This window comes from Nonomuraea sp. B19D2 (assembly GCF_040137845.1).
Lineage (GTDB): Bacteria > Actinomycetota > Actinomycetes > Streptosporangiales > Streptosporangiaceae > Nonomuraea.
The window spans coordinates 172,802-198,649 of record NZ_JBEFAK010000008.1 but is presented as its reverse complement, the minus strand read 5'-3'; the positions used below and the strand labels follow the sequence as shown (position 1 = coordinate 198,649).

Below are 25,848 nucleotides of genomic sequence, written 5' to 3'. Positions count from 1 at the left end.
CGGCCGTCAGGCGGCGCTTCAGGGCGAGGCCGGGACCAGGTTGTCGCGCAGCACCCGCATGCGGGTGGCCGGCACCGCCACGCACAGCATCGCGAGGAGCAGTACGAACGAGCCGCCCGCCACGCCGAACCAGGTCACCAGGAAGCCGCCCAGAGGCGCCGCGAGGCAGATCGCGCCGTGGGACGTGAGCCGGGAGACGCCGACCACGCGGGCCAGAGTCTTCGGCGGGATGCACTCCACCTCGATGGCCCTGATGCACACGTTGCTCACGGCCCCGCCGAAGCCGGTGATGAACAGCGCCATGGCGAAGAAGACCGGCCGGACCTCCAGCATCGCGCCGAACGCGGCAGTGGACAGCGCCCCGACCCAGACCCACATGTGAACGAGCAGGATGGAACGCATCGGCCGCCTGAGGTAGGGGGTCATGGCCGCCCCGAAGGCTCCCCCCACTCCGGCGGACGCCAGCACGAGCCCGACCGTCAACGACGTGACGCCGCTGGAACCGGCCACGAAAATCATGATCATCGCGTTCACCATCAAATTGGTGATGGCGATGAGCGTGACCGAGGCACGCAGGAACGGCTGGTGTCTGAGTGCCCGGAATCCGGTCAGCAGGTCGCGTTGCAGCGGCGGACGCGCCGGCCGCCGGACGGGGCCCGCGCGCATCCCGAAGAACAGGAAGAAGGACACGGTGAAGAGCACGGCGTTGACCGCGAACGGCATCAGATGTCCCAGCCCGAACAGGTAGCCGCCGAGCGGCTTGCCCGCGAGCGAGGCCAGATGGCTGGCACTCTCGGTCCTGGCCAGCGCGTACCGCAGGCCGGTCCGCTCCACCAGGGACGGCACCAATGACATCTCCGCCAGCATGTAGAGCACCCACATCGCGCCCTCGACGAACGCGGCCAGGATCACGTGCGGCAGCCACACCTCACCCAGGAACAGCGCCACGCACACACTGGCCACGGTCAGCCCACGCACCGATTCGGCGAAGAGCACGATCGAACGAGGCGGTATCCGGTCGACGAGAACCCCGCCGGGGACATAGAGGATCAGGATCGGGAGCGTCAGGGCGAATCCGGTCCAGCCCGCCGCTGCGGGCGACCCCGTCACCGCGAGGGCCAGGAGCGGATAGACCACGCCGAGAGTGCGGGTGCCGATGGTGGAGATGGCCGATCCCGCCCATACTCGGACGAAGTCCGCCGTCCAACGAGGCGGCGAGCCGCGCCGCTCCGCGTCAGTTCCTTCCACGCCCCCGCCCCAGCCGCTTCCCTCGGGCCACATGACCTCTGCGTCATCAATACGCGTGGGAACAGCGACATACTGCTTGCAATTGCATGGACGGGAAAACGTTGACCAACATATTGGCGCTGCAGCCCGTAGAAGTATAGCCAGCCAACGTGCAGGTGGGGGCCATTCTGGCCCACCTTATTCCATACGTTTACTGACCAAATCAGGCCGTTTATGGAAACTATCGCACAATAGGAGCAATGACCGCTCAGATGGTGATCTCACACCCTATGATCGACAATGCCCGGTTAGCGCGCGACCTCGCCGCCCTGGGGATCGGACCCGGGCAGGTCGTGCTCGTGCATTCCGCACTCAGCCGCATCGGTCACGTCGAGGGCGGCCCCGACACGGTGGTCGCGGTGCTCCGCGAGCTGCTCGGCGACGACGGCACGCTGGCCGTGCCCAGCGGCACCTCCGCCAACTCCGACACCTCGCCGCATTACCGCAGCGCCACCGCGGGGATGAGCCCGGAGGAGATCGCCCGTTACCGCTCCGCGATGCCGGCCTACGACCCCCGTGCCACCCCGTCCACGTCGATGGGCCGGATCGCCGAATGCGTACGCACCCTGCCCGGCGCCCTGCGCAGCGCCCACCCGCAGACGTCCTTCGCCGCCGTCGGACCCCGGGCGGCGGAGATCACCGGCGGCCACGCCCGGGACTGCCTGCTCGGCGAGCGCTCCCCGCTCGCCCGGCTCTACGACGCCGGCGCCCTGGTCCTGCTGCTCGGCGTCGGCTACGACAAGTGCACCACCTTCCACCTGGCCGAATACCGCTACACCAGCGACCCGCCCCGGCGCGGCTACCGCGCCGTGGTCGACGACGGGCGGGGACCTGAGTGGTGCGAGTTCGTGGACGTGGACGTGGACGTGAGCGACTTCGAGGCGCTGGGCGCGGACTTCGACAAGACCGGCGCGGTGCGGCGCGGACGGGTGGGCGCGGCCGAGGCCCGTCTGTTCCCGCTGATCGCCGCCGTGGACTACGCCGTCGACTGGTTCGCCGCCTACCGCGGGAGCTAGCGGCGCATCACCACGCGGGGCGCCACCTCGATGCCCAGCTCGCGCTCGTGCTCGACCACCGCGCGCAGCTCCGGCCCCCACTCCTGCTCGGGCATCACCGAGAAGCCGTGCCGCGCATACCACGGCGCGTTCCAGGGCACGTCCCGGTACGTCGTCAGCGTCACGGCAGGCGCCCCGGCGGCCCGCGCGTGGTCGATGACCGCCGCCGTCAACCGCCCGCCGATGCCCTGGCGCATGCTCTGCGGATGCACGGCCAGCTGCTCCAGGTGCAGGTTGCCGTCCACCCACCCGACCAGCGCGAACCCCGCCGGAGGAGTCCCCTCCACCAGGACGGCCCCGGGATCGTCCACCTCTTCGATCATGGTGGTGCCGGGCGGGAACACGATGCCCACCTGCTCGAAAAGCTTGTCCGCCGCCAGCTCCACCGCGGCCAGCCCGGCCAGCTCCCCGGCCTCAGCCCATCGCACCATGCCGACACGATCCCATGGGTCAGGCGGATCTTGCCACTCGTATTAGTGTTTGTGCTCGTAGGCTCGGCTGTGCGGAGCCGGGACCCTCTCCTCACGACGTGCCCACGACCGCCCGGTGGTGGGCACGTCGTGTGCGGCCAGAGGCCGCTTCAGAGGTCGAGGAGCGGCTCGAGGCCCAGGGTGAGGCCGGGCAGCTCGCGCACCCGGCGCACCCCGAGCAGCACGCCCGGAGTGAAGGCCGCCCTGCTCATCGTGTCGTGCCGGATCGTGAGGATCTCGCCGTCGCCGCCCAGGAGCACCTCCTGGTGCGCGATCAGCCCGGACAGCCGCACCGCGTGCACGTGCACGCCTCCCACGTCGGCCCCGCGAGCGCCGTCGAGCGCGGTGCTCGTGGCGTCGGGCATCTGCCCCAGCCCGGCCTTGGCACGCGCCTCGGCCACCAGCTCCGCCGTGCGCCGGGCCGTGCCGGACGGCGCGTCGGCCTTGTTGGGATGGTGCAGCTCGACGATCTCGACGGACTCGAAGTAGCGGGCCGCCTGCTGGGCGAAGTGCATCATGAGCACGGCCGCGATGCCGAAGTTGGGCGCGATCAGGCAGTGGGTGCCCGGAGAGTCGGCCAGCCACCCGCGCACGCTCTCCAGCCGGCCCTCGTCGAACCCGGTCGTCCCCACCACCGGGTGGATGCCGTGCCTGATCGCCCATTCGAGGTTGCCCATGACCACGTCGGGATGGGTGAAGTCGACCACCACCTCGGCGCCCTCGAGCCCCTCGATGGAGTCGTCCTTGTCGAGCGCGGCCACCAGCTCCATGTCGGTGGCCGCCTCGACCGCCTTGCACACCTCGACGCCCACCCGGCCGCGGGCGCCCAGCACACCTACCCTGATCACAGGGCAACCCTATACCAGACAGCCGTCACACTGTTTTGGCTGCTCAATGCGGTCCATGCAGGTTTCTCACTGGCGTACGGCGTCAGAGAAGTCCTTGTCGCCGTACGGCCCGATCACGGCGAGCGTGAGCGGCCGTTCGAGCACGTCTCTGGCCACCGCGTCGATCTCGTCGGGGGTGACCGCCTCGATGCGGGACAGCACCTCGTCCACCGACATCAGCTCGTCGTAGACCAGCTCGTTCTTGCCGATGCGCGACATGCGCGAGCCGGTGTCCTCCAGGCCGAGCACGAGCCCGCCGCGCATCTGCCCCTTGCCCCGCATGATCTCGTCGGCGCTCAGGCCCTGGGCTATCACCCTGGACACCTCGTCCCGGCAGATCTTGAGCACGTCGTCGATCTTCGACGGCAGGCAGCCCACGTAGATGCCGAACTGTCCGGTGTCGGCGTAGGCCGAGGTGTAGCTGTAGGCCGAGTAGGCCAGGCCGCGTTTCTCCCTGATCTCCTGGAAGAGCCTGGACGACATGCCGCCGCCCAGGGCCGCGTTGAGCACGCCGAGCGCGAACCTGCGGTCGTCCGTACGGGACAGGCCGGTCGTGCCGAGCACCAGGTTGGCCTGCTCGGTCGGCCGGTCGAGCACCCGCACACCGGAGCGCGTCTCGGCGCCCGGGCCGCTGGTGCGCGGCGGGGCGAACTCGGCGGGGCCGCCCAGCGCGCCCGCCCGCTCGTACGCCCTGGTGACCAGCTCGACGACCTCTTCGTGCCGTACGTTGCCCGCGACGGACACGACGGTGCGGCGGGGCCGGTAGTAGCGCTGGTAGTACTCGGCGATCCGCGCACGCCCGAGCGCGTTGATCGAGTCGACCGTGCCGAGGATGGGCCGGCCGATCGGCGAGTCGCCGTAGAGGGCGGCGGCGAACTGCTCATGCACCACGTCGGAGGGATCGTCGTCGTGCATGGCGATCTCCTCGAGGATCACGCCGCGCTCGGACTCGACGTCCTCCTCCGTGATGAGCGAGCTGGTCACCACGTCGGCGAGCACGTCGACCGCGATCGGCAGGTCCTCGTCGAGCACGCGTGCGTAGTAGCACGTGTACTCCTTGGCGGTGAAGGCGTTGATCTCACCGCCGATGCCCTCGATGGAGGCGGAGATCTGCATCGCGTCGCGCGTGGAGGTGCCCTTGAACAGCAGGTGTTCGAGGAAGTGGGTGGCCCCCATGTGCTCCGGGGCCTCGTCGCGCGAGCCGATGCCGACCCACATGCCGACCGCGACACTGCGCACGGTCGGCATGGTCTCGGTCACCACGCGCAGCCCACCGGGGAGGACGGTGCGCCTCACCACCCCGGCGCCATCCCTGCCGGGGTGCAGCGTAGTGGTGCTCACAGGACCTCCTTCGGAGGCCCTGCGAGCAAGGCCCTGTGTTCGACGGTTCGCTCGCTCACGGAGCCTCCGAAATGCCGCCGCGTCGTCCGGTAAGACCGGTGGTGGGCCCCGCCCCCAGGGGCCCCCCACCGCGGTTCGTCAACTCGCTCACGAGTTGCGGTCATCCGCGTCGTTGCTGCCGCCGCGGGTGCGGACGCGGGTCCGGGTGCGGCGGGGCCGCTCCGGCTTCTCCTCGGCGGCCGGTTCGGCGGCCTCCTCCGCAGGCGGGGCCTCCGTGCCCTCGGCGGCCCCAGTAGCGGCCTTCGCCTCCTTCTCGGCGGCCTCCTTCTCGATGACCTCGACCGGCACCAGCGAGAGCTTGCCCCGGGCGTCGATCTCGGCGATCTCGACCTGGATCTTCTCGCCGACGCTCATCACGTCTTCGACGTTCTCGATGCGCTTGCCGCCGTGCAGCTTGCGGATCTGCGAGACGTGCAGCAGGCCGTCCTTGCCGGGCAGGAGCGAGATGAACGCGCCGAAGGCCGCGATCTTGACGACCGTGCCGATGTAGCGCTCCCCGACCTCCGGCATGTGCGGGTTGGCGATGGCGTTGATCGCCGAACGGGCCGCCTCGGCGGACGGGCCGTCGGTGGCGCCGATGTAGATCGTGCCGTCGTCCTCGATGGTGATCTCGGCGCCCGTGTCGTCCTGGATCTGGTTGATCATCTTGCCCTTCGGGCCGATGACCTCGCCGATCTTGTCGACCGGGACCTTGATGGTGATGATGCGCGGCGCGGTCGGGTTCATCTCCGCCGGGGAGGCGATCGCCTCCTGCATCACGTCGAGGATCGCCAGGCGGGCGCCCTTGGCCTGCTTCAGCGCGGCGGCCAGCACGCTCGCGGGAATGCCGTCGAGCTTGGTGTCGAGCTGCAGCGCGGTGATGACGTCCTTGGTGCCGGCGACCTTGAAGTCCATGTCGCCCATGGCGTCCTCGGCGCCGAGGATGTCGGTCAGCGTGACGTACGTGTCGCCCTCGCCGATCAGGCCCATCGCGATGCCCGCGACCATCTCCTTCAGCGGCACGCCGGCGTCCAGCAGCGACATCGTGGACGCGCAGACCGAGCCCATCGAGGTGGAGCCGTTGGAGCTGAGCGCCTCGGAGACCTGGCGGATGGCGTACGGGAACTCCTCGCGGGTCGGGAGCACCGGGATCAGCGCCCGCTCGGCCAGCGCGCCGTGACCGATCTCGCGGCGCTTGGGCGAGCCCACCCGGCCGGTCTCGCCGGTGGAGTAGGGCGGGAAGTTGTAGTTGTGCATGTAGCGCTTGGTGCGCTCCGGGTTGAGCGTGTCGATGACCTGCTCCATGCGGAGCATGTTGAGCGTGGTGATGCCCAGGATCTGGGTCTCGCCGCGCTCGAACAGCGCCGAGCCGTGCACCCGGGGCACCACGTGGACCTCGGCCGACAGGGCGCGGATGTCCTTGGTGCCGCGGCCGTCGATGCGGACGCCCTCGTTGATGACCCGCTCGCGCATGAGCTTCTTCATCACCGAGCGGTACGCGGCGGAGATCTCCTTCTCCCGCCCCTCGAACTCGGGCAGGAGCTTCTCGGCGGCCAGCGCCTTGACCTTCTCCAGCTCGTTCTCGCGCTCCTGCTTGCCCGCGATCGTCAGCGCGGCGGCCAGCTCGGTCTTCACCGCGGCCTCGACCGCGGCGTAGACGTCGTCCTGGTAGTCCAGGAAGACCGGGTATTCGGCGGTCTCCTTGGCGGCGACCTGCGCGATGCGCGACTGCGCCTCGCACAGCACCTTGATGAACGGCTTGGCCGCCTCCAGGCCCTGCGCGACGGTCTCCTCGGTGGGCGCGACGGCGCCCTCGGCGACCAGCTTGAGCGTGTCCCTGGTGGACTCGGCCTCGACCATCATGATCGCGACGTCGCCGTCGCCGAGCACGCGGCCCGCCACGACCATGTCGAACGTGGCCCGCTCCAGCTCGGGATGGGTCGGGAACGCCACCCACTGGCCGTCGATGAGCGCGACGCGCACCCCGCCGATCGGGCCGGAGAACGGCAGCCCGGCGAGCTGGGTGGACAGCGACGCGGCGTTGATCGCGACGACGTCGTAGAGGTGGTCGGGGTTGAGCGCCATCACGGTGGCGACGACCTGGATCTCGTTACGCAGGCCCTTCACGAACGACGGGCGCAGCGGCCGGTCGATCAGGCGACAGGTGAGGATCGCGTCCTCGGAGGGACGGCCCTCCCTGCGGAAGAACGAGCCGGGGATGCGGCCCGCGGCGTACATGCGCTCTTCGACGTCGACCGTGAGCGGGAAGAAGTCGAAGTTCTCCTTGGGCGACTTCGAAGCGGTGGTGGCTGAGAGCACCATCGTGTCGTTGTCGAGGTAGGCGACGGCGGAACCCGCCGCCTGGCGCGCGAGACGACCGGTCTCGAACCGGATCGTGCGTGTGCCGAATGCGCCGTTGTCTATGACGGCTTCAGCAGTGTGGACACCCTCCACGGGGGACCTCCTTGTAGTCGGTCTCCCGCGCCCTTTTCACCGGCACCCTCGTTAGGTGCAGCGCCGGTCTTCGATCGAAGCGCCCGGTCACATTTCTCTGTCAAATTCCTACCGGAAGCCACTACCGAGGACCGGCCCGCAGGCGTCGCGGGTCGCATGGTGCTGAGCGGACGCGGGGGCTGTGTGTCTCGGATCTTCAGTTGTACGCCAGGCGCGACGGCGTTTCCATGCCGCCACGCGCCCAGCCATATGGCTCTACCCATATGAGAAGGGAGCGGCGCGTTCGCCGCTCCCTTTCATGTTATCGGCGCAGGCCGAGCCGCTCGATAAGCGAGCGGTAGCGCTGGATGTCGACCTTCTGCAGGTACTTCAGCAGGCGACGCCGGCGACCGACGAGCAGAAGCAGGCCACGACGGCTGTGGTGGTCGTGCTTGTGCGTCTTCAGGTGCTCGGTGAGCTCGCTGATGCGCTTGCTCAGCAGTGCGATCTGTACCTCGGGCGACCCGGTGTCGCCTTCGGCCGTCGCGTATTCGCTGATGATGGACTTCTTGGCAGCGGTGTCGAGGGACACGGCTCTCCTTTGAGCTACAGGCACGCGCGAATGAGATTGAGAGTGCGAACGACCGTGCGTGCCTACAGTCGCCGCGGTGAAGGCCGTCATGGGCAGCGCGCAGCGCCGCCGCTACAGAGCCGACATGCAAGGCTACCACTGCACGGGGAGTACTCGGACGACTCAGCTTGTGAGGCGGCGGGCGGCCTCGACATCGGCGTGGATCTGGGCGATCAGCGCGTCGATGGACTCGAAGCGCGTGTTGCCACGCAGCCGCGCACCGAACTCGACCGCCACGTGCACTCCGTACAGCTCCAGATCATCCCGGTCCAGCGCATAGGCCTCGACCGTCCGCGGCACCCCCTCGAACGTCGGGTTGGTGCCGACCGAAATCGCCGCCGGCCACCGCTCGCCCGCGTAGAGCGCGGGCAGGTTGGCCACCGGTATGCACTCCAGCCACCCCGCGTAGACCCCGTCGGCCGGGATGGCGGTGTGCGGCGGCGTCTCGACGTTCGCGGTCGGGAAGCCCAGCTGGCGCCCCCGCTGGTAGCCGCGCACGACCACGCCCTCGACCCGGTGCGGCCGCCCGAGCTGCTCGCGAGCACCTTCGACGTCGCCCGCCACGAGCCGCTCGCGGATCGCGGACGAGGAGATGCCGTCGAGCATGGGCACGACCTCCACCGCAAAGTCATACTTATCGCCCAGCGTCCGCAATGTCTCGACATCGCCGCTCGCCTGGTGCCCGAACACGAAGTCCTCCCCCACCGCCACGACGGCCGCCCGCAGCCGCTCGGCCAGCACGTTCTGGGCGAAGTCGGCCGGGCTCGTCCGCGACAGGCCGAGCGTGAACTCCACCACGTCGATCTCGTCCACACCCAGCCCGTCCAGCAGCTCGGCCCTGCGCCGCAGGCTGGTCAGCCGCTGCGGGTGCGACCCGGGCCGCACCACCTCGTCCGGATGCGGCTCGAACGTGACGGCCACGCTACGCAGCCCCCGCTCGCGGGCGATGGCGACGGCCCGCTCCACCACCCGCTGGTGCCCGCGGTGGACCCCGTCGTACACACCGATGGTGACGACAGACCTTTCCGAACCCTGCACGCTAGGCCCCATTCGCTCGTGGCGGATCAATCCGACACAAGCCTGCCACGCGCGTCTCTATTCCCGGCAATCGAGGGAGATAGGATCGGGCATCATGCCTCGTTACGCGCTTCTGATCCTGCCTGCCTTCAACCGGGTCTATGGGGAGAGCTCCGTCCGGATGACCCGGAGCGAGCTGGCCGTCTTCAGCGAGCGCGGGCTCGGCGGCAAGGTGGTGGAGAGCGAGGAGACCACCATCGGCGGTGTGCCGTACGTGACGTTCGAGACGTCGTCCGACTTGAGTGAGTCGGATATCTCGCTTTTGTCCAATCTTTCCTCGGTTTACGCGATTTTTGCGATGGAAGGGGAGCTGCTCCGGCCGCTCACCATGAAGTCGCTCGACCGCCTGAGCAGCGACCTGATCACCATCCAGAGGTACGCGGGAAAGACCAACGAGCACTTCACCAAGCTGCTGCTCAACGTCACCGCGCTGGCCGGGGACAAGGGCCTCGGCGCGCGACTGGCGGTGTTCGACCCGCTGTGCGGGCGTGGCACGACGCTCAACCAGGCTCTCATGTACGGCTACGACGCCTACGGGCTTGACGTCGACGGCAAGGACTTCGAGGCCTACTCCGGGTTCATCAAGACCTGGCTGCGCAACAAGCGGCTCAAGCACACCGCGGAGACCGTGCCGGTGCGGCGCGAGCGGGCCCTGGTGGGGCGGCGGCTGAACGTGACGTTCGGGCTGTCGAAGGAGGCGCTCAAGAGCGGCGACGTGCAGCACCTGGCCGTGGTGAACGCCGACACGCTCAGGAGCCGGGACTTCTTCAAGCCGCGCTCGTTCGACGTCCTGGTGGCCGACGCGCCCTACGGCGTCCAGCACGGCAGCAAGGCCGGCAGCGGGCTGTCACGGAGCCCCCTGGACCTGCTGAGGCAGGCCGTCCCCGGCTGGGCCGAGTTGCTTCGCCCGGGCGGCGCGATGGGCATCTCCTGGAACACCTACGGGGGCAAGAGCTCCGAGCTGGCCCAGATCCTCACCGGGGCGGGACTCGAGGTGATGGACTATCCCGACTTCGAGCACTGGGTGGACCAGGCGATCGTCCGCGACGTCATCGTCGCCCGCAAGCCCGCCTGAGCCGGCCCGGAGCCCGCGTCATCGCAGCGTGCTCCGGTGAGCGGCGGAGACAGCCCTAGGAGACGAACACGGCGAGGGGCTTGGCCACGCGGCCCTGCTCCTCCACCAGCGCCAGCAGCTCGCCCTCAGGCCCGAACACGCCGATCGGCCCCTTCCCCAGCCCGACGGCGCCCAGGCGCCCCCCGTGCCCGATGACGCGCGCCTCCTCGGCGGTCACGTCACGGCGCGGGAACGCCGCCGCCACCGCCTCGCCGATGGGCAGGATCACGCACTCCTCGGCCAGCTGCTCGATGGTCCTGGCCAGCGACAGGTCGTAGGGCCCCACGCGGGTGCGCCGCAGCCGCGTCAGATGTCCCCCGGCCGCGAGTGCCGCCCCGAGATCGCGGGCCAGCGCGCGGATGTAGGTGCCGCTGGAGCAGGTCACGACCGCGTCCACGTCCACGACGTCGTCGTGGGCGCGGATGTCGAGCACCTCGAACGACCGCACGGTGACGGGCCGGGCCTGCAGCTCGACCTCCTCGCCCGCGCGTGCCTTCTTGTAGGCGCGCTGCCCGTTCACCTTGATCGCGCTCACCTGCGGCGGGATCTGCATGATCTCGCCGGTCAGCGCCGCGACGCCCTTGTGGATCTCGGCCGCCGTCACCTCTGACGCCGGCGCCGTGGCGGTGACCTCGCCCTCGGCGTCGTCGGTGTTCGTGCTCACGCCGAGCCGGATCGTGGCCTCGTACACCTTCTCGGTCAGCGTCAGGTGCCCGAGCAGCCTGGTGGCCTTCTCCACACCGATCACGAGCACGCCCGTGGCCATCGGGTCGAGCGTGCCCGCGTGCCCCACGCGGCGGGTGCCCGCGATGCGCCGCATCTTGGCCACCACGTCGTGGGACGTCCAGTCGCCCGGCTTGTCAACGATGATCAAACCGCTCTCGGCCATCAAACCTTCCCCAGCTCGCGCCGGAACGCGGCCATGGTCTTCTCCACGCTGTCGTAGGAGGTGTATCCGGCGGCGTTGTGGTGTCCGCCGCCGCCCAGCGCTGCGCACACGGCGCCCACGTCGGCCTTGCCCTTGGACCTGGTCGACACCTGCCAGTGGCCGTGGTCGTCCTCCTTGAGCACGACCGCGACCTCGGCCTCGTCGGTACGCCGCACGATGTCGATGATGCCTTCCAGCTCCGCGTACGGCAGCCCCTGCGCCGCCCGATCCACCCGCGTCACGTACGTCCACACCAGACCGTCCTCCAGCACCGCACGGTCGAGCGCGGCGGCCAGCACCTTGAGGTAGCCGAACGGCGAGCGGTCCCACAGCTCGCGGGCGATCTCGTCGGTACGCAGCCCGGTCGCGACGAGCCTGGCCGCCATCTGGTGCACGGCAGGCGTGGTGGACGAGTGCCTGAACGACCCCGTGTCGGTCACCAGCCCCGTGTACAGGCAGGTGGCGATGTCGCGGTCGAGCCGCCCGCCGAGCCGGTAGATGAGCTGCTCGGCCAGCATGGCCGTGGCGGCCGCCGTGGAGTCGATGAGGCTGAGCGTGCCGAACCCCTCGTTCGACGGGTGGTGGTCCACGACGATGACCTCGTGCGCCCTGGCGGTGTTGTCACGCAGCAGCCCGAGGCGCTCGAACGTCGAGACGTCGAAGGTGATCATCAGCTTGGGCGCGGCGGGATAGTCCTCCGGCGGCACCAGCATCTCCTGCCCCGGCAGGAAGCGCAGCAGCCGCGGCACCGCGAAGTGATGGTCGCCGAACGACGCCACGACCCGCTTGCCCATCGACCGCAGCGCGAACCCCATGGCCAGCATCGAGCCGAGCGCGTCGCCGTCCGGTGTGACATGGCAGGCGAGCGCGATGTCGTCGGCCTGTCCGATCAACCGCACCGCCCGGTCCCACGCGGCCTCGGGGATCGCGGTGACCGTGCGGGAGTTCAGGCGGGGCTGGCGGCCGGCCCTGTCGCGTACGTCGGGCGTCACTCCTGGTCGTCCTCCCCCTCGTCCGGCGTCCGGTAGGGGTCGGCCTCCCCCGCGTAGGCGGCGCCCTCGGCCTGGCGCGCGACCTCGGCGTCCCGCGCCCTGGCAGCGACGATCAGATCGTCGAGGTGGCGCGCGCTGTCAGGCAGCGGGTCGTGCTTGAACGTCAGCGTCGGGGCGAAGCGCACGCCGGTCTGGCGGCCCACCTCGGAGCGGATGATGCCCTTGGCGCTCTCGAGGGCGGCCGCGCTGTCGGCCCGCTCGGCGTCGGAGCCGAACACCGTGTAGAACACCGTCGCCTCGCGCAGGTCAGCCGTGACGCGCGTGTCGGTCACGGTGACGAAGCCCAGGCGCGGGTCCTTGATCCGGCGTTCCAGCATCTCGGCGACGATCTGCTGGATGCGGTCGGCGAGCTTGCGCGCTCGTGCGGCATCCGCCATGTTCGCTCCCCCTCACGCACGACCTGGCCGTGCAGTCATTCAATCTTCGTCGTTGTAGAGCCGATGCCTGGCGGACAGCAGCTCGATCTCAGGGCGGAAGGCCACCATCCGCTCGCAGGCGTCCAGCAGCTCCTTGCAGTTTCCCGCGGAGGCGGACACCACGGCGACGCCGACCTCGGCCCTGCGGTGCAGGTCGAGATGGCCGGTCTCAGCCACCGCGATGCTGGGGTAACGGCGCTGCAGCTCGGCGATCAGCGGCCGCACGACAGAGCGCTTCTGCTTCAGCGACCTGACGTCGCCGAGCAGGATGTCCAGGATCAGAGCACCCACATACATCGTTGGCAACCACCGCTTGACCTGGTGTGAACGCACGACCGGCCTGCTGCGGTGGAGAGCAGGCCAGAGCGTGCGAGAAGCGCCCGGCGGATGTCCCGCCGGGCGCCCGGCCGCGCGTCACACGCGCGGCTTCTCCCGCATCTCGAACGTCTCGATCACGTCGTCGATCCGGATGTCGTTGTAACCGACACCGATACCGCACTCGAAGCCCTCGCGGACCTCGGTCGCGTCATCCTTGAAGCGACGCAGGGACGAGACGGTCAGGTTGTCGGCGATGACGACGCCATCGCGGATCAGCCTGGCCTTGCTGTTGCGGACGATCAGACCGGAGCGGACCAGCGAACCGGCGACGTTGCCGATCTTCGGCACCTTGAAGACCTCGCGGACCTCCGCCGTGCCCAGCTGGACCTCTTCGAACTCGGGCTTGAGCATGCCCTTGAGCGCCGCTTCGATCTCCTCGATCGCCTGGTAGATGACCGAGTAGTAGCGGATGTCGACGCCCTCGCGCTCGGCCAGGTCGCGCGCCCGCGGCTCGGGGCGCACGTTGAAGCCGATGATGACCGCGTTGTCGTCGGCGACGGCCAGGTTGACGTCGTACTCGGTGATGGCGCCGACCGCGCGGTGCAGGACACGGAGCCTGACCTCGTCGCCGACGTCGATCTTGAGCAGGGCGTCTTCCAGGGCCTCCACCGAACCGGACACGTCACCCTTGATGATGAGCTTGAGCTCGTCGACGCTGCCCTTCTCGAGGTCCTTGAAGATGTCCTCGAGGCTGCGGCGACGGCTCGACTTCGCCATGTCGGCGGTGCGCTTGCGCGCCGCGCGCTGCTGGGCGATCTGGCGGGCCATCCGGTCGTCGGTGACCACGATGAAGTTGTCACCGGCGCTCGGCACGGCCGTCAGACCCATCACCAGGACCGGACGGGACGGCGTGGCCTCCTCGACCGCGTCGCCGTTGTCGTCGAGCAGCGCCCGGACGCGGCCGAAGGCCTCGCCACAGACGATGCTGTCGCCGACGCGCAGCGTGCCGCGCTGGACCAGGACGGTCGCGACCGGGCCGCGACCGCGGTCGAGGTGCGCCTCGATCGCGATGCCCTGGGCGTCCATCGTCGGGTTGGCCCGCAGGTCGAGCTCGGCGTCCGCGGTCAGCAGGATGGCCTCGAGGAGGTTGTCGATGCCCGTGCCGTTCTTCGCCGAGATGTCGACGAACAGCGTCGAGCCACCGTACTCCTCGGCCACCAGACCGTACTCGGTGAGCTGGGCACGGACCTTGCTGGGGTCGGCGCCCTCCTTGTCGATCTTGTTGACCGCGACCACGATCGGCACGTCGGCCGCCTGGGCGTGGTTGAGAGCCTCGATCGTCTGCGGCTTCACACCGTCGTCGGCCGCGACCACCAGCACCGCGATGTCGGTGGACTTGGCGCCTCGGGCACGCATGGCGGTGAACGCCTCGTGACCCGGGGTGTCGATGAAGGTGACCTTCCGGTCTTCGCCCTCGTGCTCGGTGGAGACCTGGTAAGCGCCGATGTGCTGGGTGATGCCACCCGCCTCGCGCGCCACCACGTTGGTCTTGCGGATGGCGTCGAGCAGCTTGGTCTTACCGTGGTCGACGTGACCCATGACAGTCACGACCGGCGGACGCGCGGCCAGGTCGGCCTCGTCGCCCTCGTCCTCGCCGAACTCGATGTCGAAGGCCTCGAGAAGCTCGCGGTCCTCCTCCTCCGGGCTGACGACCTGGATGTTGTAGTCCAGCTCGCCGCCGAGGATCTGCAGCGTGTCCTCGCTCACCGACTGCGTCGCGGTCACCATCTCGCCGAGGTGCAGCATGATCTGCACGAGCGAGGCCGGGTTCGCGCCGATGCGGTCGGCGAAGTCGGACAGCGACGCGCCGCGCGGAAGGCGGATCGTCGCGCCGTTGCCACGAGCGACCTGCACGCCGCCGATCGCCGGCGCCGACATGTTGTCGAACTCCTGGCGCCTCTGCCGCTTCGACTTGCGCCCGCGAGCCGGACGGCCGCCGGGACGCCCGAAGGCACCCGCGGTGCCGCCACCACGGCCACGACCACCGGGGCCGGGACGACCGCCGAAGCCGCCGCCACCGCCGCCGGGACCACCGGTGCCGGTGCGCTGGCCGGTGCCGCCGCCGCCACCGGGACGGCCGGCGAAGCCGCCGCCACCACCGGGACGACCGCCGCCGCCACCGGGACGGCCACCGCCGCCACCGGGACGACCGCCACCGCCGCCACCGCCACCCGGACGGCCACCGCCGCCCGGACCGGCAGGACGACCCTGCGGCATCATCATCGGGTTGGGACGCGGACCACCGGGACGCGGACCACCCGCACCGGGACCGGGACGCGGACCACCGGCACCGGGCGGGCCGGGACGCGGTCCGGGCCTGGGCCCGGCGTCTCCGGCGCCACCACGGCCCTGCGGCGGGCGCGGCATCGCGCCGTCACGGTCACGCGGCGGGCCGTCGCGACGCTCGCGCTGGCCGGGGCCGCCTCCGTCACGCTGGCCACCCGGACGCGGCGGGCGCGACTGGCCCATGCCGCTGGCGGTCGAGGAGAACGGGTTGTTACCGGGACGCGGGCCGCGCGGGCCGGGCTTGGGACCCGGGCCGGGACGCGGGCCGCCACCGGTGTGCGCGCCGGGACGCGGCGCCTGCCGGTCGCCCCGGTCACCCCGCTCACCCCGGTCGCCGCCGCCCGAGGGCCCGGGACGAGGCGCGGGACCCGGCTTGGGGCCGGGACGGGCGCCGCCGGGACCGGGACGCGGACCAGGAGTCGGGCGCGCGGGCGCGCCGCTCTCGAATCGTGCTTGCGGAGCCCCGGAAGTCTCGCCGCGAGCAGCCTCAGGCTGCTGCTGCGGCTGCTGGTGGGGCATGGGCACCGGCGGGCGCGGCTGAACGCCACCCGCGGGGCCGGGACGCGGACCGGGCTTGGGGCCCGGACGCGGAGGTGAGGGGACCGGCGCCTGTGCGGTGCCGTTACCGGCCTGGCCTTCCGCCGGCCGGGGAGCAGCCTTCGGCGGCTGCGGCTTGTTGGACGGCTGTCCGCCGCCCCTAGAGGGCCCACCCTTCGATGCGCCCAGAGCTTCGGTGAGCCTGCGGACCACCGGCGCCTCGATGGTCGAGGACGCCGAGCGGACGAACTCTCCCATCTCCTGGAGCTTGGCCATGACGACCTTGCTCTCTACGCCGAACTCCTTAGCGAGCTCGTATACCCGGACCTTCGCCACTGCACTCCCTTACTCGGCCCGGGAGGCTGGCTATGCCGTCCGGACCGTCGCTACCTTGACGTCTTCATCGCCGCGTGCTCATCAGGCGCTCATAGCAATCTGACTCCGCCCATCAACTCGGCGTCCTACATGACATTTCGGTGTCTCCCTCCAAGTGCGCTCGCACGAGCGACACGTCAAGCGGCCCCGGCACGCGGAATGCGCGCGAGAACGCTCGGCGCCGCTCGGCTAGCTCCAGACAGCTCAAGGACGGATGCAGCGATGCACCGCGACCAGGAAGCCGTCCTCGCAGGTCAGGGACCACTTGATCCTCGACCCGCACCAGGCGGAGCAGCTCGGACTTAGCCGTGCGAACCCTGCAGCCCACACAGGTGCGCTGTGGGACCGCTTGGCCACCATATTCCAGCTTACCGTGTTGACGCATCTACGGAACCGGCGGCATCTTCGGCCTGTGTGTCCGGCCGGATGTCGATCCGCCACCCGGTGAGTCTCGCGGCGAGCCGGGCGTTCTGCCCCTCTTTCCCGATGGCCAGCGAGAGCTGGTAGTCGGGCACGGTCACCCGCGCGACGCGCCCCTCGAGATCGAGCACCTCAACATGGGAAACACGGGCCGGCGACAGGGCATTCCCCACGAACTCGCCCGGGTCCTCCGACCAGTCGATGATGTCGATCTTCTCTCCGTGCAGCTCGGTCATCACGTTGCGGACGCGCGAGCCCATCGGCCCGATGCAGGCGCCCTTGGCGTTGACGCCCGGCTTGCGTGACCTCACCGCGATCTTCGTACGGTGGCCCGCCTCACGCGCCACCGCCGCGATCTCCACGGTGCCGTCGGCGATCTCGGGCACCTCCAGCGCGAACAGCTTCTTCACCAGCCCGGGGTGCGTGCGCGACAGGGTGACGGAGGGGCCCTTGTGGCCCTTCTTCACCTGCACGACGTAGGCGCGGATGCGCTCTCCGTGCACGTACTCCTCGCCGGGGACCTGCTCGGCGTGCGGCAGCACCGCCTCGATCTTGCCGAGGTCGACCAGCACCACCCGCGGGTCCTTGCCCTGCTGGATGACACCGGAGACCAGCTCGCCCTCGCGGCTGGCGAACTCGCCGAAGTTGATCTCGTCCTCGGCGTCGCGCAGCTGCTGCAGGATGACCTGCTTGGCGGTGGTGGCGGCGATCCTGCTGAAGTTGTTGGGCGTATCGTCGAACTCCCTGACGACCTCGCCGTCCTCGTCCAGCTCGGCCGCCCAGATCATGACGTGCCCGCTGCTCCTGTCGAGCTCGGCGCGCGCCTTGGACGCGGCGCCCTCGGTGCGGAAGTAGGCGATCAGCAGCGCGTCCTCGATCGCCTTGACGACCAGGTCGAAGGAGATGTCCTTTTCTCGCTCCAGGCTGCGCAGGACGCTCATGTCGATGTCCACGACGGCTCCCCCCTAGCCTTCGTCGCCGTCGACGTCGTCGATCCGGCGGAACTCCACCTGTACCCGTCCCCGGGTAAGGTCCTCGTAATCAAGCCTGCGTGCGGTGCCTGTGACATCGATGTCGACACCGGTCTCGTCCGCGGCCAGGATGCGACCCTCCACCACGGTGCCGTCTCTCATCTCTGCCTTCACCAATCGTTTCGCCGCCCGGCGCCAGTGGCGCGGCTCGGTCAGCGGGCGGTCGACGCCCGGCGAGGAGACTTCCAGCGTGTAAGCCGACTGGCCCATCGAGTCGTCGTCGTCGAGGGCCGTGGACACGGCCTGGCTCACCTCTGCCACGTCGTCAAGGCTCACACCGCCGTCGCGGTCCACGATCACGCGCAGCAACCGTCTCTTGCCCGCCTGGGTGACCGTGACGTCCTCCAGGTCGAGGCCCTCCGCGCTGACCACGGGCTCAAGGAGCTTCATCAGGTGGTCGCGGGGTGATGCGCTGCCCATATCGACCTCCCCTATTGTCATGTCTCAGCCGGGCGGACCTCGCCTCTGGCTCACGTCGTCTGGCCGCTCAGCCAGCGACGACAGTTGACACCCTATCTGTATGAGGGCACGGAAAGAGCGCCACTCGTCGTGGTCGAATGGCGGAGCGTCGCCTGACAGCGATCCCGGGCACTAACCCGTACGATGCTATCTGCGTCCGTATTCACTGGAGGTCCTAGCTCGTGCGTCCGCGTCACCTCTCCCGGCGAGTCTTGCTGGCGGGCGGAGCGGCCGCTCTCACCGCCTGCAGCGCGTCCGGCCCGTCGCAGCCCTCCGTGAAGGCCTCTGACTCACCGGAGACCACCCTGCTGAAAGGCCTGATCGCGGAGAAGGAGCGGACGATCGAGCTCTACTCGTCGCTGATCTCTGGCGGGGCGCAGAAGCTGGTGCCGTTCCGGGACCGCCATCAGGCTCATCTGAACGAGCTGCGCAAATATGTGACCGTGGCCTCGTCGCCGTCCGTCGCCGCTTCGACCGCCGCCACTGCCAAGCCGTCGCTGTCGCGGCTGCGTGACCTGGAGCGCAGGGCCGCGGCCCTGCGGGTCCGGCAGCTCGCCGGCGTCTCGCCCGGAGTGGCGCAGCTGATCGCCAGCATCGGGGCCTGCGAGGCTGCCCACGCCGTCGCCCTGCCGAGGTCGCTGTGAGCCCCGACGACGTCGAGAAACTACGCAAGGTGCTGGCGGCCGAGCACGCGGTGCTGTTCGCGTACGGGCTGCTGGGCGCGCGCACCTCGGGGTCGCTGCGCGACCGGGTGAGCGCGGCCTTCGACGCGCACCGGGCGCGCCGCGATCAGCTGCGCTCGTTCATCACGGCGCGAGGTGGCCGGCCGGCCGAGCCCGACGCGTCCTACGCGCTGCCGTTCTTCCCGGCCGACCAGGCGCTCGCCGTCAAGCTGGCGGTGCACCTGGAGAGCGGCGTCACGGCCGCCTATCTCGAGCTGGCCGCCGCGCAGGACGTCACGCTGCGGCGCTATGCCGCGCTGGCCATGCAGGAGGCCGTGACCCGTTCGTACGCCTTCCGTCCCGCCCAGCCCGCGGCCTTCCCCGGCATGCCGGCGGCGGCCAACCCGCCGCCGTCGCCCTCGCCCTCGGCGACGTCGGACGGCGGATAGGCCCCTGCCCGAGTCCGCCCCCCCGCTCCACCCGGGGGGTGCGGCCCGCACGTGGTGGGCCTGCAGAGTCCGTGGACGCCACCGGACCCTCACCCGTGGACAGGCCCGGTGGCGTCAAGCGTGGGACGGCCGGTCAGCCGATGGCGGCCAGGACGCGGTCGGCGGCCTCGGCGAGCGGGATCTCCGACTTCTCACCGGAAACCCGGTCCCGAAGCTCCACGACCCCCTGGGAAAGCCCGCGCCCGACCACCACGATCGTGGGCACGCCCAGCAGCTCGGCGTCCTTGAACTTCACCCCGGGCGAGACCGAGGCCCGGTCGTCCACCAGCACCCGCACTCCGCGGGACTCGAGCTCGGCCCCCAGCTGCAGGGCCGCCTCCACCTGGTTTTCCTTGCCGGTCCCGACGATGTGCACGTCGGCGGGCGCGACCTCGCGCGGCCACACCAGCCCGAGCGAGTCGTGGGCCTGCTCGGCGATGACGGCCACGGCGCGGGAGACGCCGATGCCGTAGGAGCCCATCGTGATCCGGATCGGCTTGCCGTCGGGGCCCAGGGCGTCGAGGCCGGCGGCGTCGGCGTATTTGCGGCCGAGCTGGAAGATGTGGCCGATCTCGATGCCGCGGTCGATGGAGAGCTCGGAGCCGCAGCGCGGGCAGGGGTCGCCGGCGCGCACCTCGGCGGCCTCGATCGTGCCGTCGGGGGTGAAGTCGCGCCCCGCCACCACGTTGGCGGCGTGCTTGCCGGGCTCGTTGGCCCCGGTCACCCAGGAGGTGCCGGTGACCACCCGGGGGTCGACGAGGTAGCGGATGCCGAGCGCGCGCAGGACCTGCGGCCCGATGTAGCCGCGTACGAGGCCGGGGTGCTTGGCGAAGTCGGCCGCCTCGAAGATGGCGGGCTCGCCGGGCGTCAGCGCGGCCTCCAGGCGCTTGAAGTCGACCTCGCGGTCCCCCGGCACGCCGATGACCAGGGTCTCGACCTTGTCGGAACCCGGCGTGGAGACCTTGACGACGACGTTCTTGAGCGTGTCGGCGGCGGTGACGGACAGGCCGTGGTGCTCGTTGACGTACGACACCAGCGTCTCGATGGTCGGGGTGTCGGGCGTGTCCATGACCTGCAGCGGCGCCACGTCGTCGACCGAGCGGGCGGCGGGCGCGGTCGTGACGACGGCCTCGGCGTTGGCCGCGTAGCCGCACGAGTGGCAGGCCACGAACGTGTCCTCACCCGTGGGCGTGGGCGCCAGGAACTCCTCCGACGCCGACCCGCCCATCGCGCCCGACTGGGCGAACACGATCTTGTAGCGGATGCCGAGCCGGTCGAAGGTGCGGATGTACGTCTCGCGGTGCTGCTCGTAGGAGCGCTTGAGCCCGTCGTCGTCGAGGTCGAACGAGTACGAGTCCTTCATGAGGAACTCACGCCCGCGCAGGATCCCCGCCCGGGGCCGGGCCTCGTCGCGGTATTTCGTCTGGATCTGGTAGAGGGTGACCGGATAGTCCTTGTACGAGGAGTATTCGCCCTTGACCATGTCGGTGAAGAGCTCCTCGTGCGTGGGGCCGAGGAGGTAGTCGGCGCCCTTGCGGTCCTGGAGCCGGAAGAGCGTGTCGCCGTACTCGGTCCAGCGGCCGGTGGCCTCGTAGTATTCGCGGGGCAGCAGGGCGGGGAAGAGCACTTCCTGGCCGCCCATCCGGTTCATCTCCTCGCGGACGATCCTGGCGACGTTCTCCAGCACCATCTTGCCGAGGGGCAGCCAGGAGTAGATGCCGGGCGCCACGCGGCGGACGTAGCCGGCGCGGACCAGGAGCTTGTGGCTCGGCACTTCCGCGTCTGCCGGGTCGTCCCGCAGGGTGCGAAGAAACAACGTCGACATGCGCAGCAACACGGCTACTCCTTGCTCGAACCGGATGTGAAGGATTACAGGCTATCGAGTCGGAGCAGCTCAGCGCTCACGCTTATCCACAGGGCTCAGACCGTCAGGGGGATCCAGCCCGACACGAGAGCGGCCAGGCAGGCCGTGAACAGACCGGCGAACATCGCCGACAAAGCCAGCGCGCATATCCGGCCCCGCGCCTTTCTGCGCAGCAGGAACACCATCGCGACCGACAGCAGCCCGACCACGAGCGCGGGACCGGGCCAGAACGACCGCTCGTCGTCGATGAACCCGGGAGTCACCCGGTCCACCACATCCACGGTCAGCACCACGCCGATCGCGCCCGCCGCGAGGTCGCCCCAGACGTCGTCCCTGCGGGTGGCGTACGCCAGCAGGCCCAGGCCGACGAGCAGGACGATCGTCCAGTTGAGCCCGGCGGCGCTGCCGCCGATGACGTCGAAGGCCAGGTCGCCACTGAACGCGCTCGCGCCCATGGCCGCGACCAGCGTGGACGCGGTCGCCAGGAACGTCGTCAGCAACGCCCAGCCGAACCCGGACGCCGTCGCGCCCACGGCCAGCGCCAGGGCGAGGTAGACGTAGGGGTCGTAGATCTGGCCGATCCATCCGGGCCCCTTGCCGGCGAGGAGCATGCCGGTCAGCCCGACGGCGATTCCCCCGAGGAAGGCCGCCAGAAGATGGCGCTCGATGCAGAGCTGCCGCCGGTCGTACTCGGCGAGGTCGGCATAGTCGATGCTGGTGTCGTTCATCTCTTTTCCCTGGTCAACCGTGCCATGGTTACTCCCTGGGTTGACCACTGTCAGATTATGTGTCCGTACAGAAAAGGCAAATTTCGGTCACCGCATACCAAAGCGAGCAATCGCTTGGTTAACATCACGTCATGGCACTCCCCGATGAGCTGGGCGCCGTCGTCCGCGACTACCTCGCCGACCGGCCGGGCGCGCCGTGGCAGCTGTTCGCGCGTGACGTGGGGATCGCGGGGCTCCTCGTGCCGGAGGAGCACGGCGGGACGGGATGCGGTCCGGCCGAAACGGCCGCGGTGGCCGAGGAGCTGGGCCGGGCCCTGTCGCCCCATCCGTTCCTGCAGACGGCGGTGATGGCGGTCGAGGCGCTCAAATCGTGCGGGGCCGCCCACTTGCTCCCGGCCCTGGCCGACGGCTCGAGGACGGCGACGGTGGTCCTGCCCGGCGACGGGGCTCTCCGGCTGGAGTCGGGCCTGCTCACGGGCGTCGTCCCGTACGCGCTGGCGGGCGAGCTGGTGCTGCTCTACGTGGACGGGCTGCTGGTTGGGGCCGTGCCGGCGCGGCGCAGGACGTACCGGACCATGGACGAGAGCCGGCCGCTGCAGGAACTCTCCTTCCAGAGCACCCCGGTACGGCGGCTCGGCGACGGCACGTCGTGGGCCCGCGTGCGTGACCTCGGGATCGCCGCGCTGGCGGCGGAGCAGGTGGGCGGGGCGCAGCGGTGCCTGGAGATGGCGGTCGGGCACGCCAGTCAGCGGCGGCAGTTCGGGCGGCCGATCGGGTCGTTCCAGGCGATCAAGCACAAGCTCGCCGACCTGCTCCTGCTGGTGGAGTCGGCCAGGTCGGCGGCGGGGGCGGCGGCCCGCGACGAGGTGTTCGCGGCGATCGCCGGGTCGTACTGCACGGAGGCGTATTTGTCGGCGGCGGGCGAGAACATCCAGGTGCACGGCGGGATCGGCATCACGTGGGAGCATCCCGCGCACCGCTACCTCAAACGGGCCACCTCGGACGCGCAGCTGTTCGGCCCGCCGCAGGCGCACCGCGCCCGCCTGACGGCCCACGCTCTCGGCTAGCGCCCGTTCCGGCCGGCCGACCTGCACGCTTCCGTCCCGCCGCACTTCGGTGGAGGTCCCTTGGGAGGAGGGTGGATGCCGTGTTTCGGTGGAGGTCCCACGGGGAGCTAGCCGCCGAGCAGTTCCTCCCACGGGTGGCGGGTGTTGGTGCGGCGGGTGGTGTCGAGCGCCTCCGCCAGGCGCCAGAACCCCGGGCGCGCCTGTACGGTGGCCCACCCCATCGGGTCGATCGCCCGCAACTCGAACCGCACGCCCATCACGTCGAGCACGGCCGAGCCGCCGCTCCCCGGCCCGGCCTCGGTGACGAGCGGGCCGTCGTAGCCGGGGTCGCGCACCTGCTCGGTGAGCAGCGCGGCCACCTCGGACGCGTACGGGCCGTCGCGCCACTCGATGTGCCAGCTGTGGTCGGACCCGCGCCACCAGGTCAGGTCGCGGCACGACTCGATGAAGTCGGCCTCGCCGGCGAGCGCGGCCATCACCCGGCCGAACGCCTCATACCTGCGGGCACTGGTGAGCGAGAAGTCATCGTCGGCGTCGGATAGCGGCCCGTCCTTCGGCCGCCGCAGCGCATGCTTTCGCTTCACAGGCATCCACTCTGATCGGGTCCGCGCCCTTCCCGCAAGTGTTCGCTGCTGATACGCTCTACCAAGCGAGCGCTTGGTTCACTACTTCGCCGGAGGCGCGATGACGTCCCTACGGATCAGCCTGGGATATGAGCTGGAGGTCCGCGGTCGTACCCGTGAAGTGGAGCAGCAGGCGTTCAGGAACGTGATCGACCAGGTCGCGCTGGGCGACCGGCTGGGCTTCGACACGGCCTGGTTCGTGGAGCACCACTTCACCAGGGGTTTCTCCCACTCCTCCGCGCCCGACCTGGTCCTGGCCGCCATCTCGCAGCGCACCGAGCGCATCCACCTGGGGCTCGGCGTGGTCCTGCTGCCGTTCCAGTCGCCCATCCGGACGGCCGAGCGCGTCGCCACGCTGGACGTGCTGAGCGGCGGGCGGGTGGAGTTCGGCACGGGTCGGGGCGCCTCCCCTCTGGAGTACCAGGCGTTCCAGCGGCCGTTCGAGAAGTCCCGGCAGATCTGGGAGGACTCGCTGGAGGCGACGCTGGCCATCTGGCAGGCCGACGGCGAGCCGGTCTACCGGTCGAACGAGTTCTTCGAGATCCCCGACGTGGCCGTCTACCCGCGCCCGGCCCAGCGGCCGCATCCCCCGGTATGGGTGGCGTCGACCTCGTTGGAGGGATACCTGGCAGCGGCCAGGCACGGGTACAACCTGCTCGGCATGACGATGCTCAAGGGCATCGACGACGTGGCCTCCGACATCACGAAATATCGGGAATGTCTGGCGGAGCACGGCTTCGACCCGGCGAGCCGGCGCGTCGCGCTGATGATCCCCTGGTACGTCGCCCCCACCCGGGACGAGGCGAACGCCGCGGCCGCCGACGCCGTCCTGTGGTACATCCGCCGCCAGGTCAACCTGGTCACCCCGCCCGACTACTACGACGCCCGCCACGCCACGCACCGGGTGCTGGGGCAGCTCGCGGCCGGGCTGCCGCCCGAGGAGTCCATGGCCACGCTGCGCGAGAACCTGATGGTGGTGGTGGACGACGTGGCGGGCTCGCGCAAGGCCCTGGCCAGGATCGCCGAGGCGGGCGCGACGGACCTCATCATCCAGGCGCAGGTCGGCGGGCTGGCGCACGACCGGGTGTGCGACTCGATGACGCTGTTCATGACCGAGGTGATGCGTTGATGGCCCTTACGGAAGTGGTGGTCCGATGACCCTCTGGCTCACGCGTGACGATCTCGGGGCCGCCGCGCACGCCGCCACGGGGCTCCTGCTCGTTTCTCCCGATGTGTCGAGCGCCGTGCCGCTGGCCCCGCAGGACCACGGCCTGACCGCGCAGGCGCTGCGCGAGGCGGGCGTCGGCGAGCGCGACCGCGTCGTGGTGGCCCTCGCCGAGCCCGCGGGCGCGCTCTGGACGGCCGCCGCCGCCGGCGTGGCCGGCGCCGCAGCCGACGTGGGACCGCGCGGCAGGCTGCGCCTGCACCACGCGCTGACCGCGCTGAAGGCGACCACCCTGGTCATCACCCCCACCGGTGCGATGGACTTCCTGGCCCGGCTGCACCTGGAGTTCCTCCTGGACCCGCTGGACCTCGGGCTCAGGAACATCGTCCTGACTGGAGAGATCGCCGCCAAGCGGACGATGAGCCACCTGGCGGGCGAGTTCGAGTCCAGGGTGACGGAGGTGTTCGCCAACCCGTACACCGGCGGCGGCCTGGCATGGCGGGCCGCGGACGAGGATCCGCTCACTCCGCTCGCGGACGGCGTGCTGGGCGTGGCATCGCTGACCAAGGACGACGCCCCCGACCCCGCCACCGGGCTCGCCGAGCTGATCGTCACCCCGCCGCCCGGCGACGCCGCGCTCAGGACCGGCCTGGTCGCCCGGCTTGGCAGCCCCCACGGCGTACCTGCGCCGGCTCACACTGTGGGCGACCACGTGCTGGTCAGAGGCGTGTGGCTGGCGCTGCCGCGCATCGAGAAGGCACTGTCGAAGATCGACGGCGTGGCCGGCTGGGACCTCGCGATCAGCCGGCAGGGGACGCTGGACGCGGCGGTGCTCACGGTCACGTTCAGCCGGATGAGCCTGGTGCAGAATCCCATGTGGAAGTCGAGGATCCGGCAGGCCGTCCAGGCGCTGACCCCCATATCGATCAACGTGGAGATCGCCCAGGACGTCTCCGAGACCCCCGCGCCGGGCACCGTGACCGACCTGCGCGGCCACCACCTCGGAAGGGATCGCGCTCTCATCACCTAGGGGCA

General features: G+C 70.3%; 25 protein-coding genes. 7 read left to right on the top strand and 18 right to left on the bottom strand.

The genetic code is table 11. The features are described from left to right. Positions 1-18: 18 nt before the first annotated feature. Positions 19-1,248, bottom strand: a complete 1,230-nt coding sequence (locus ABN273_RS17795; protein WP_349449998.1) for an MFS transporter — start codon at positions 1,246-1,248, stop codon at positions 19-21. A 239-nt stretch (positions 1,249-1,487) separates the two neighbouring features. On the opposite strand from ABN273_RS17795, the gene ABN273_RS17790 reads away from it, so the two are divergent. Then, on the top strand, positions 1,488-2,303 hold the full coding sequence (locus tag ABN273_RS17790) for an AAC(3) family N-acetyltransferase (RefSeq protein ID WP_349449997.1): 816 nt from the start codon (positions 1,488-1,490) through the stop codon (positions 2,301-2,303). Here ABN273_RS17790 and ABN273_RS17785 read toward each other — a convergent pair. The 6 genes from ABN273_RS17785 to ABN273_RS17760 form a co-directional block, all read right to left on the bottom strand. Further along, a complete protein-coding gene (locus tag ABN273_RS17785) occupies positions 2,300-2,773 on the bottom strand; it encodes a GNAT family N-acetyltransferase (protein ID WP_349449996.1) in 474 nt (157 codons plus the stop codon). The genes ABN273_RS17790 and ABN273_RS17785 overlap by 4 nt on opposite strands. Positions 2,774-2,922: 149 nt before the next feature. Next, positions 2,923-3,660 (bottom strand): 4-hydroxy-tetrahydrodipicolinate reductase, encoded by a 738-nt coding sequence (gene dapB / locus ABN273_RS17780; RefSeq protein WP_349449995.1) that lies wholly within the window; start codon positions 3,658-3,660, stop codon positions 2,923-2,925. 66 nt (positions 3,661-3,726) lie between these two features. Further along, entirely contained in the window at positions 3,727-5,040 is a 1,314-nt protein-coding gene (locus ABN273_RS17775) for a M16 family metallopeptidase (protein WP_349449994.1), read from the bottom strand. A gap of 147 nt (positions 5,041-5,187) precedes the next feature. Continuing rightward, positions 5,188-7,533, bottom strand: coding sequence for a polyribonucleotide nucleotidyltransferase (locus ABN273_RS17770; protein WP_349449993.1), 2,346 nt, complete (start codon positions 7,531-7,533; stop codon positions 5,188-5,190). Between the two features lie 301 nt (positions 7,534-7,834). Further along, positions 7,835-8,104 carry a 30S ribosomal protein S15 gene (rpsO, locus tag ABN273_RS17765; protein ID WP_132592555.1) on the bottom strand — a complete coding sequence of 90 codons (270 nt, stop codon included), beginning with the start codon at positions 8,102-8,104 and terminating at the stop codon, positions 7,835-7,837. A 162-nt stretch (positions 8,105-8,266) separates the two neighbouring features. Further along, positions 8,267-9,193 (bottom strand): bifunctional riboflavin kinase/FAD synthetase, encoded by a 927-nt coding sequence (locus ABN273_RS17760; RefSeq protein WP_349449992.1) that lies wholly within the window; start codon positions 9,191-9,193, stop codon positions 8,267-8,269. An 82-nt stretch (positions 9,194-9,275) separates the two neighbouring features. Here ABN273_RS17760 and ABN273_RS17755 point away from each other — a divergent pair, with 82 nt between their 5' ends. Further along, the gene (locus tag ABN273_RS17755) at positions 9,276-10,295 is read left to right on the top strand and encodes a TRM11 family SAM-dependent methyltransferase (RefSeq protein WP_349449991.1); all 1,020 of its coding nucleotides are present in this window, start codon (positions 9,276-9,278) and stop codon (positions 10,293-10,295) included. Positions 10,296-10,350: 55 nt separating this feature from the next. Here the strand turns inward: ABN273_RS17755 and truB are convergent, their stop codons facing one another. The 8 genes from truB to rimP all read right to left on the bottom strand — a co-directional run bounded on the left by truB (position 10,351) and on the right by rimP (position 18,177). Further along, on the bottom strand, positions 10,351-11,223 hold the full coding sequence (gene truB / locus ABN273_RS17750) for a tRNA pseudouridine(55) synthase TruB (RefSeq protein ID WP_349449990.1): 873 nt from the start codon (positions 11,221-11,223) through the stop codon (positions 10,351-10,353). Further along, positions 11,223-12,254: a DHH family phosphoesterase gene (locus tag ABN273_RS17745; RefSeq protein WP_349449989.1), complete on the bottom strand. Its 1,032-nt coding sequence runs from the start codon at positions 12,252-12,254 to the stop codon at positions 11,223-11,225. The genes truB and ABN273_RS17745 overlap by 1 nt, the downstream gene beginning before the upstream one ends. After that, positions 12,251-12,691, bottom strand: coding sequence for a 30S ribosome-binding factor RbfA (gene rbfA / locus ABN273_RS17740; RefSeq protein WP_349449988.1), 441 nt, complete (start codon positions 12,689-12,691; stop codon positions 12,251-12,253). The genes ABN273_RS17745 and rbfA overlap by 4 nt, the downstream gene beginning before the upstream one ends. 39 nt (positions 12,692-12,730) lie before the next feature. Next, the gene (locus tag ABN273_RS17735; RefSeq protein ID WP_349449987.1) at positions 12,731-13,027 is read right to left on the bottom strand and encodes a DUF503 domain-containing protein; all 297 of its coding nucleotides are present in this window, start codon (positions 13,025-13,027) and stop codon (positions 12,731-12,733) included. A gap of 117 nt (positions 13,028-13,144) precedes the next feature. Then, complete coding sequence (infB, locus tag ABN273_RS17730; protein WP_349449986.1) at positions 13,145-16,267, bottom strand: translation initiation factor IF-2; 3,123 nt, start codon at positions 16,265-16,267, stop codon at positions 13,145-13,147. Positions 16,268-16,379: 112 nt separating this feature from the next. Then, positions 16,380-16,691: a YlxR family protein gene (locus ABN273_RS17725; RefSeq protein WP_349449985.1), complete on the bottom strand. Its 312-nt coding sequence runs from the start codon at positions 16,689-16,691 to the stop codon at positions 16,380-16,382. Next, positions 16,675-17,679 (bottom strand): transcription termination factor NusA, encoded by a 1,005-nt coding sequence (gene nusA, locus ABN273_RS17720; RefSeq protein WP_349449984.1) that lies wholly within the window; start codon positions 17,677-17,679, stop codon positions 16,675-16,677. Before nusA ends, ABN273_RS17725 begins: the two co-directional genes overlap by 17 nt. 12 nt (positions 17,680-17,691) lie before the next feature. Next, positions 17,692-18,177: a ribosome maturation factor RimP gene (gene rimP / locus ABN273_RS17715; RefSeq protein ID WP_349449983.1), complete on the bottom strand. Its 486-nt coding sequence runs from the start codon at positions 18,175-18,177 to the stop codon at positions 17,692-17,694. A gap of 314 nt (positions 18,178-18,491) precedes the next feature. Between rimP and ABN273_RS17710 the strand changes: the two genes are divergently transcribed. Together ABN273_RS17710 and ABN273_RS17705 are read left to right on the top strand one after the other, a co-directional pair. Further along, complete coding sequence (locus ABN273_RS17710; RefSeq protein ID WP_349449982.1) at positions 18,492-18,860, top strand: hypothetical protein; 369 nt, start codon at positions 18,492-18,494, stop codon at positions 18,858-18,860. Further along, positions 18,857-19,327 (top strand): ferritin-like domain-containing protein, encoded by a 471-nt coding sequence (locus ABN273_RS17705; protein WP_349449981.1) that lies wholly within the window; start codon positions 18,857-18,859, stop codon positions 19,325-19,327. Before ABN273_RS17710 ends, ABN273_RS17705 begins: the two co-directional genes overlap by 4 nt. A gap of 133 nt (positions 19,328-19,460) precedes the next feature. Here ABN273_RS17705 and ABN273_RS17700 read toward each other — a convergent pair whose 3' ends face one another. Beyond that, positions 19,461-21,203: a proline--tRNA ligase gene (locus tag ABN273_RS17700; RefSeq protein WP_349449980.1), complete on the bottom strand. Its 1,743-nt coding sequence runs from the start codon at positions 21,201-21,203 to the stop codon at positions 19,461-19,463. An 83-nt stretch (positions 21,204-21,286) separates the two neighbouring features. Beyond that, positions 21,287-21,958, bottom strand: coding sequence for a hypothetical protein (locus ABN273_RS17695; protein WP_349449979.1), 672 nt, complete (start codon positions 21,956-21,958; stop codon positions 21,287-21,289). Between the two features lie 131 nt (positions 21,959-22,089). On the opposite strand from ABN273_RS17695, the gene ABN273_RS17690 reads away from it, so the two are divergent. Continuing rightward, positions 22,090-23,025 carry an acyl-CoA dehydrogenase family protein gene (locus tag ABN273_RS17690; protein WP_349449978.1) on the top strand — a complete coding sequence of 312 codons (936 nt, stop codon included), beginning with the start codon at positions 22,090-22,092 and terminating at the stop codon, positions 23,023-23,025. Positions 23,026-23,132: 107 nt separating this feature from the next. Here the strand turns inward: ABN273_RS17690 and ABN273_RS17685 are convergent, their stop codons facing one another. Beyond that, the gene (locus ABN273_RS17685) at positions 23,133-23,615 is read right to left on the bottom strand and encodes a hypothetical protein (RefSeq protein WP_349449977.1); all 483 of its coding nucleotides are present in this window, start codon (positions 23,613-23,615) and stop codon (positions 23,133-23,135) included. 94 nt (positions 23,616-23,709) lie between these two features. Here ABN273_RS17685 and ABN273_RS17680 point away from each other — a divergent pair, with 94 nt between their 5' ends. Both ABN273_RS17680 and ABN273_RS17675 read left to right on the top strand, forming a co-directional pair. Next, positions 23,710-24,777, top strand: a complete 1,068-nt coding sequence (locus ABN273_RS17680; RefSeq protein WP_349449976.1) for an LLM class flavin-dependent oxidoreductase — start codon at positions 23,710-23,712, stop codon at positions 24,775-24,777. A gap of 25 nt (positions 24,778-24,802) precedes the next feature. After that, positions 24,803-25,843 (top strand): hypothetical protein, encoded by a 1,041-nt coding sequence (locus ABN273_RS17675; protein ID WP_349449975.1) that lies wholly within the window; start codon positions 24,803-24,805, stop codon positions 25,841-25,843. Positions 25,844-25,848 lie beyond the last annotated feature (5 nt).

Excerpts from the sequence above, each read along its gene's own strand:
- ABN273_RS17790 (WP_349449997.1), top strand. The coding sequence starts at position 1,488 with ATGACCGCTCAGATGGTGATCTCACACCCTATGATCGACAATGCCCGG.
- ABN273_RS17785 (WP_349449996.1), bottom strand. The coding sequence starts at position 2,773 with ATGGTGCGATGGGCTGAGGCCGGGGAGCTGGCCGGGCTGGCCGCGGTG.
- ABN273_RS17760 (WP_349449992.1), bottom strand. The coding sequence starts at position 9,193 with ATGGGGCCTAGCGTGCAGGGTTCGGAAAGGTCTGTCGTCACCATCGGT.
- ABN273_RS17755 (WP_349449991.1), top strand. The coding sequence starts at position 9,276 with ATGCCTCGTTACGCGCTTCTGATCCTGCCTGCCTTCAACCGGGTCTAT.
- truB (WP_349449990.1), bottom strand. The coding sequence starts at position 11,223 with ATGGCCGAGAGCGGTTTGATCATCGTTGACAAGCCGGGCGACTGGACG.
- rbfA (WP_349449988.1), bottom strand. The coding sequence starts at position 12,691 with ATGGCGGATGCCGCACGAGCGCGCAAGCTCGCCGACCGCATCCAGCAG.
- ABN273_RS17735 (WP_349449987.1), bottom strand. The coding sequence starts at position 13,027 with ATGTATGTGGGTGCTCTGATCCTGGACATCCTGCTCGGCGACGTCAGG.
- ABN273_RS17725 (WP_349449985.1), bottom strand. The coding sequence starts at position 16,691 with ATGCGTCAACACGGTAAGCTGGAATATGGTGGCCAAGCGGTCCCACAG.
- rimP (WP_349449983.1), bottom strand. The coding sequence starts at position 18,177 with ATGGGCAGCGCATCACCCCGCGACCACCTGATGAAGCTCCTTGAGCCC.
- ABN273_RS17695 (WP_349449979.1), bottom strand. The coding sequence starts at position 21,958 with ATGAACGACACCAGCATCGACTATGCCGACCTCGCCGAGTACGACCGG.
- ABN273_RS17690 (WP_349449978.1), top strand. The coding sequence starts at position 22,090 with ATGGCACTCCCCGATGAGCTGGGCGCCGTCGTCCGCGACTACCTCGCC.
- ABN273_RS17685 (WP_349449977.1), bottom strand. The coding sequence starts at position 23,615 with ATGCCTGTGAAGCGAAAGCATGCGCTGCGGCGGCCGAAGGACGGGCCG.
- ABN273_RS17680 (WP_349449976.1), top strand. The coding sequence starts at position 23,710 with ATGACGTCCCTACGGATCAGCCTGGGATATGAGCTGGAGGTCCGCGGT.
- ABN273_RS17675 (WP_349449975.1), top strand. The coding sequence starts at position 24,803 with ATGACCCTCTGGCTCACGCGTGACGATCTCGGGGCCGCCGCGCACGCC.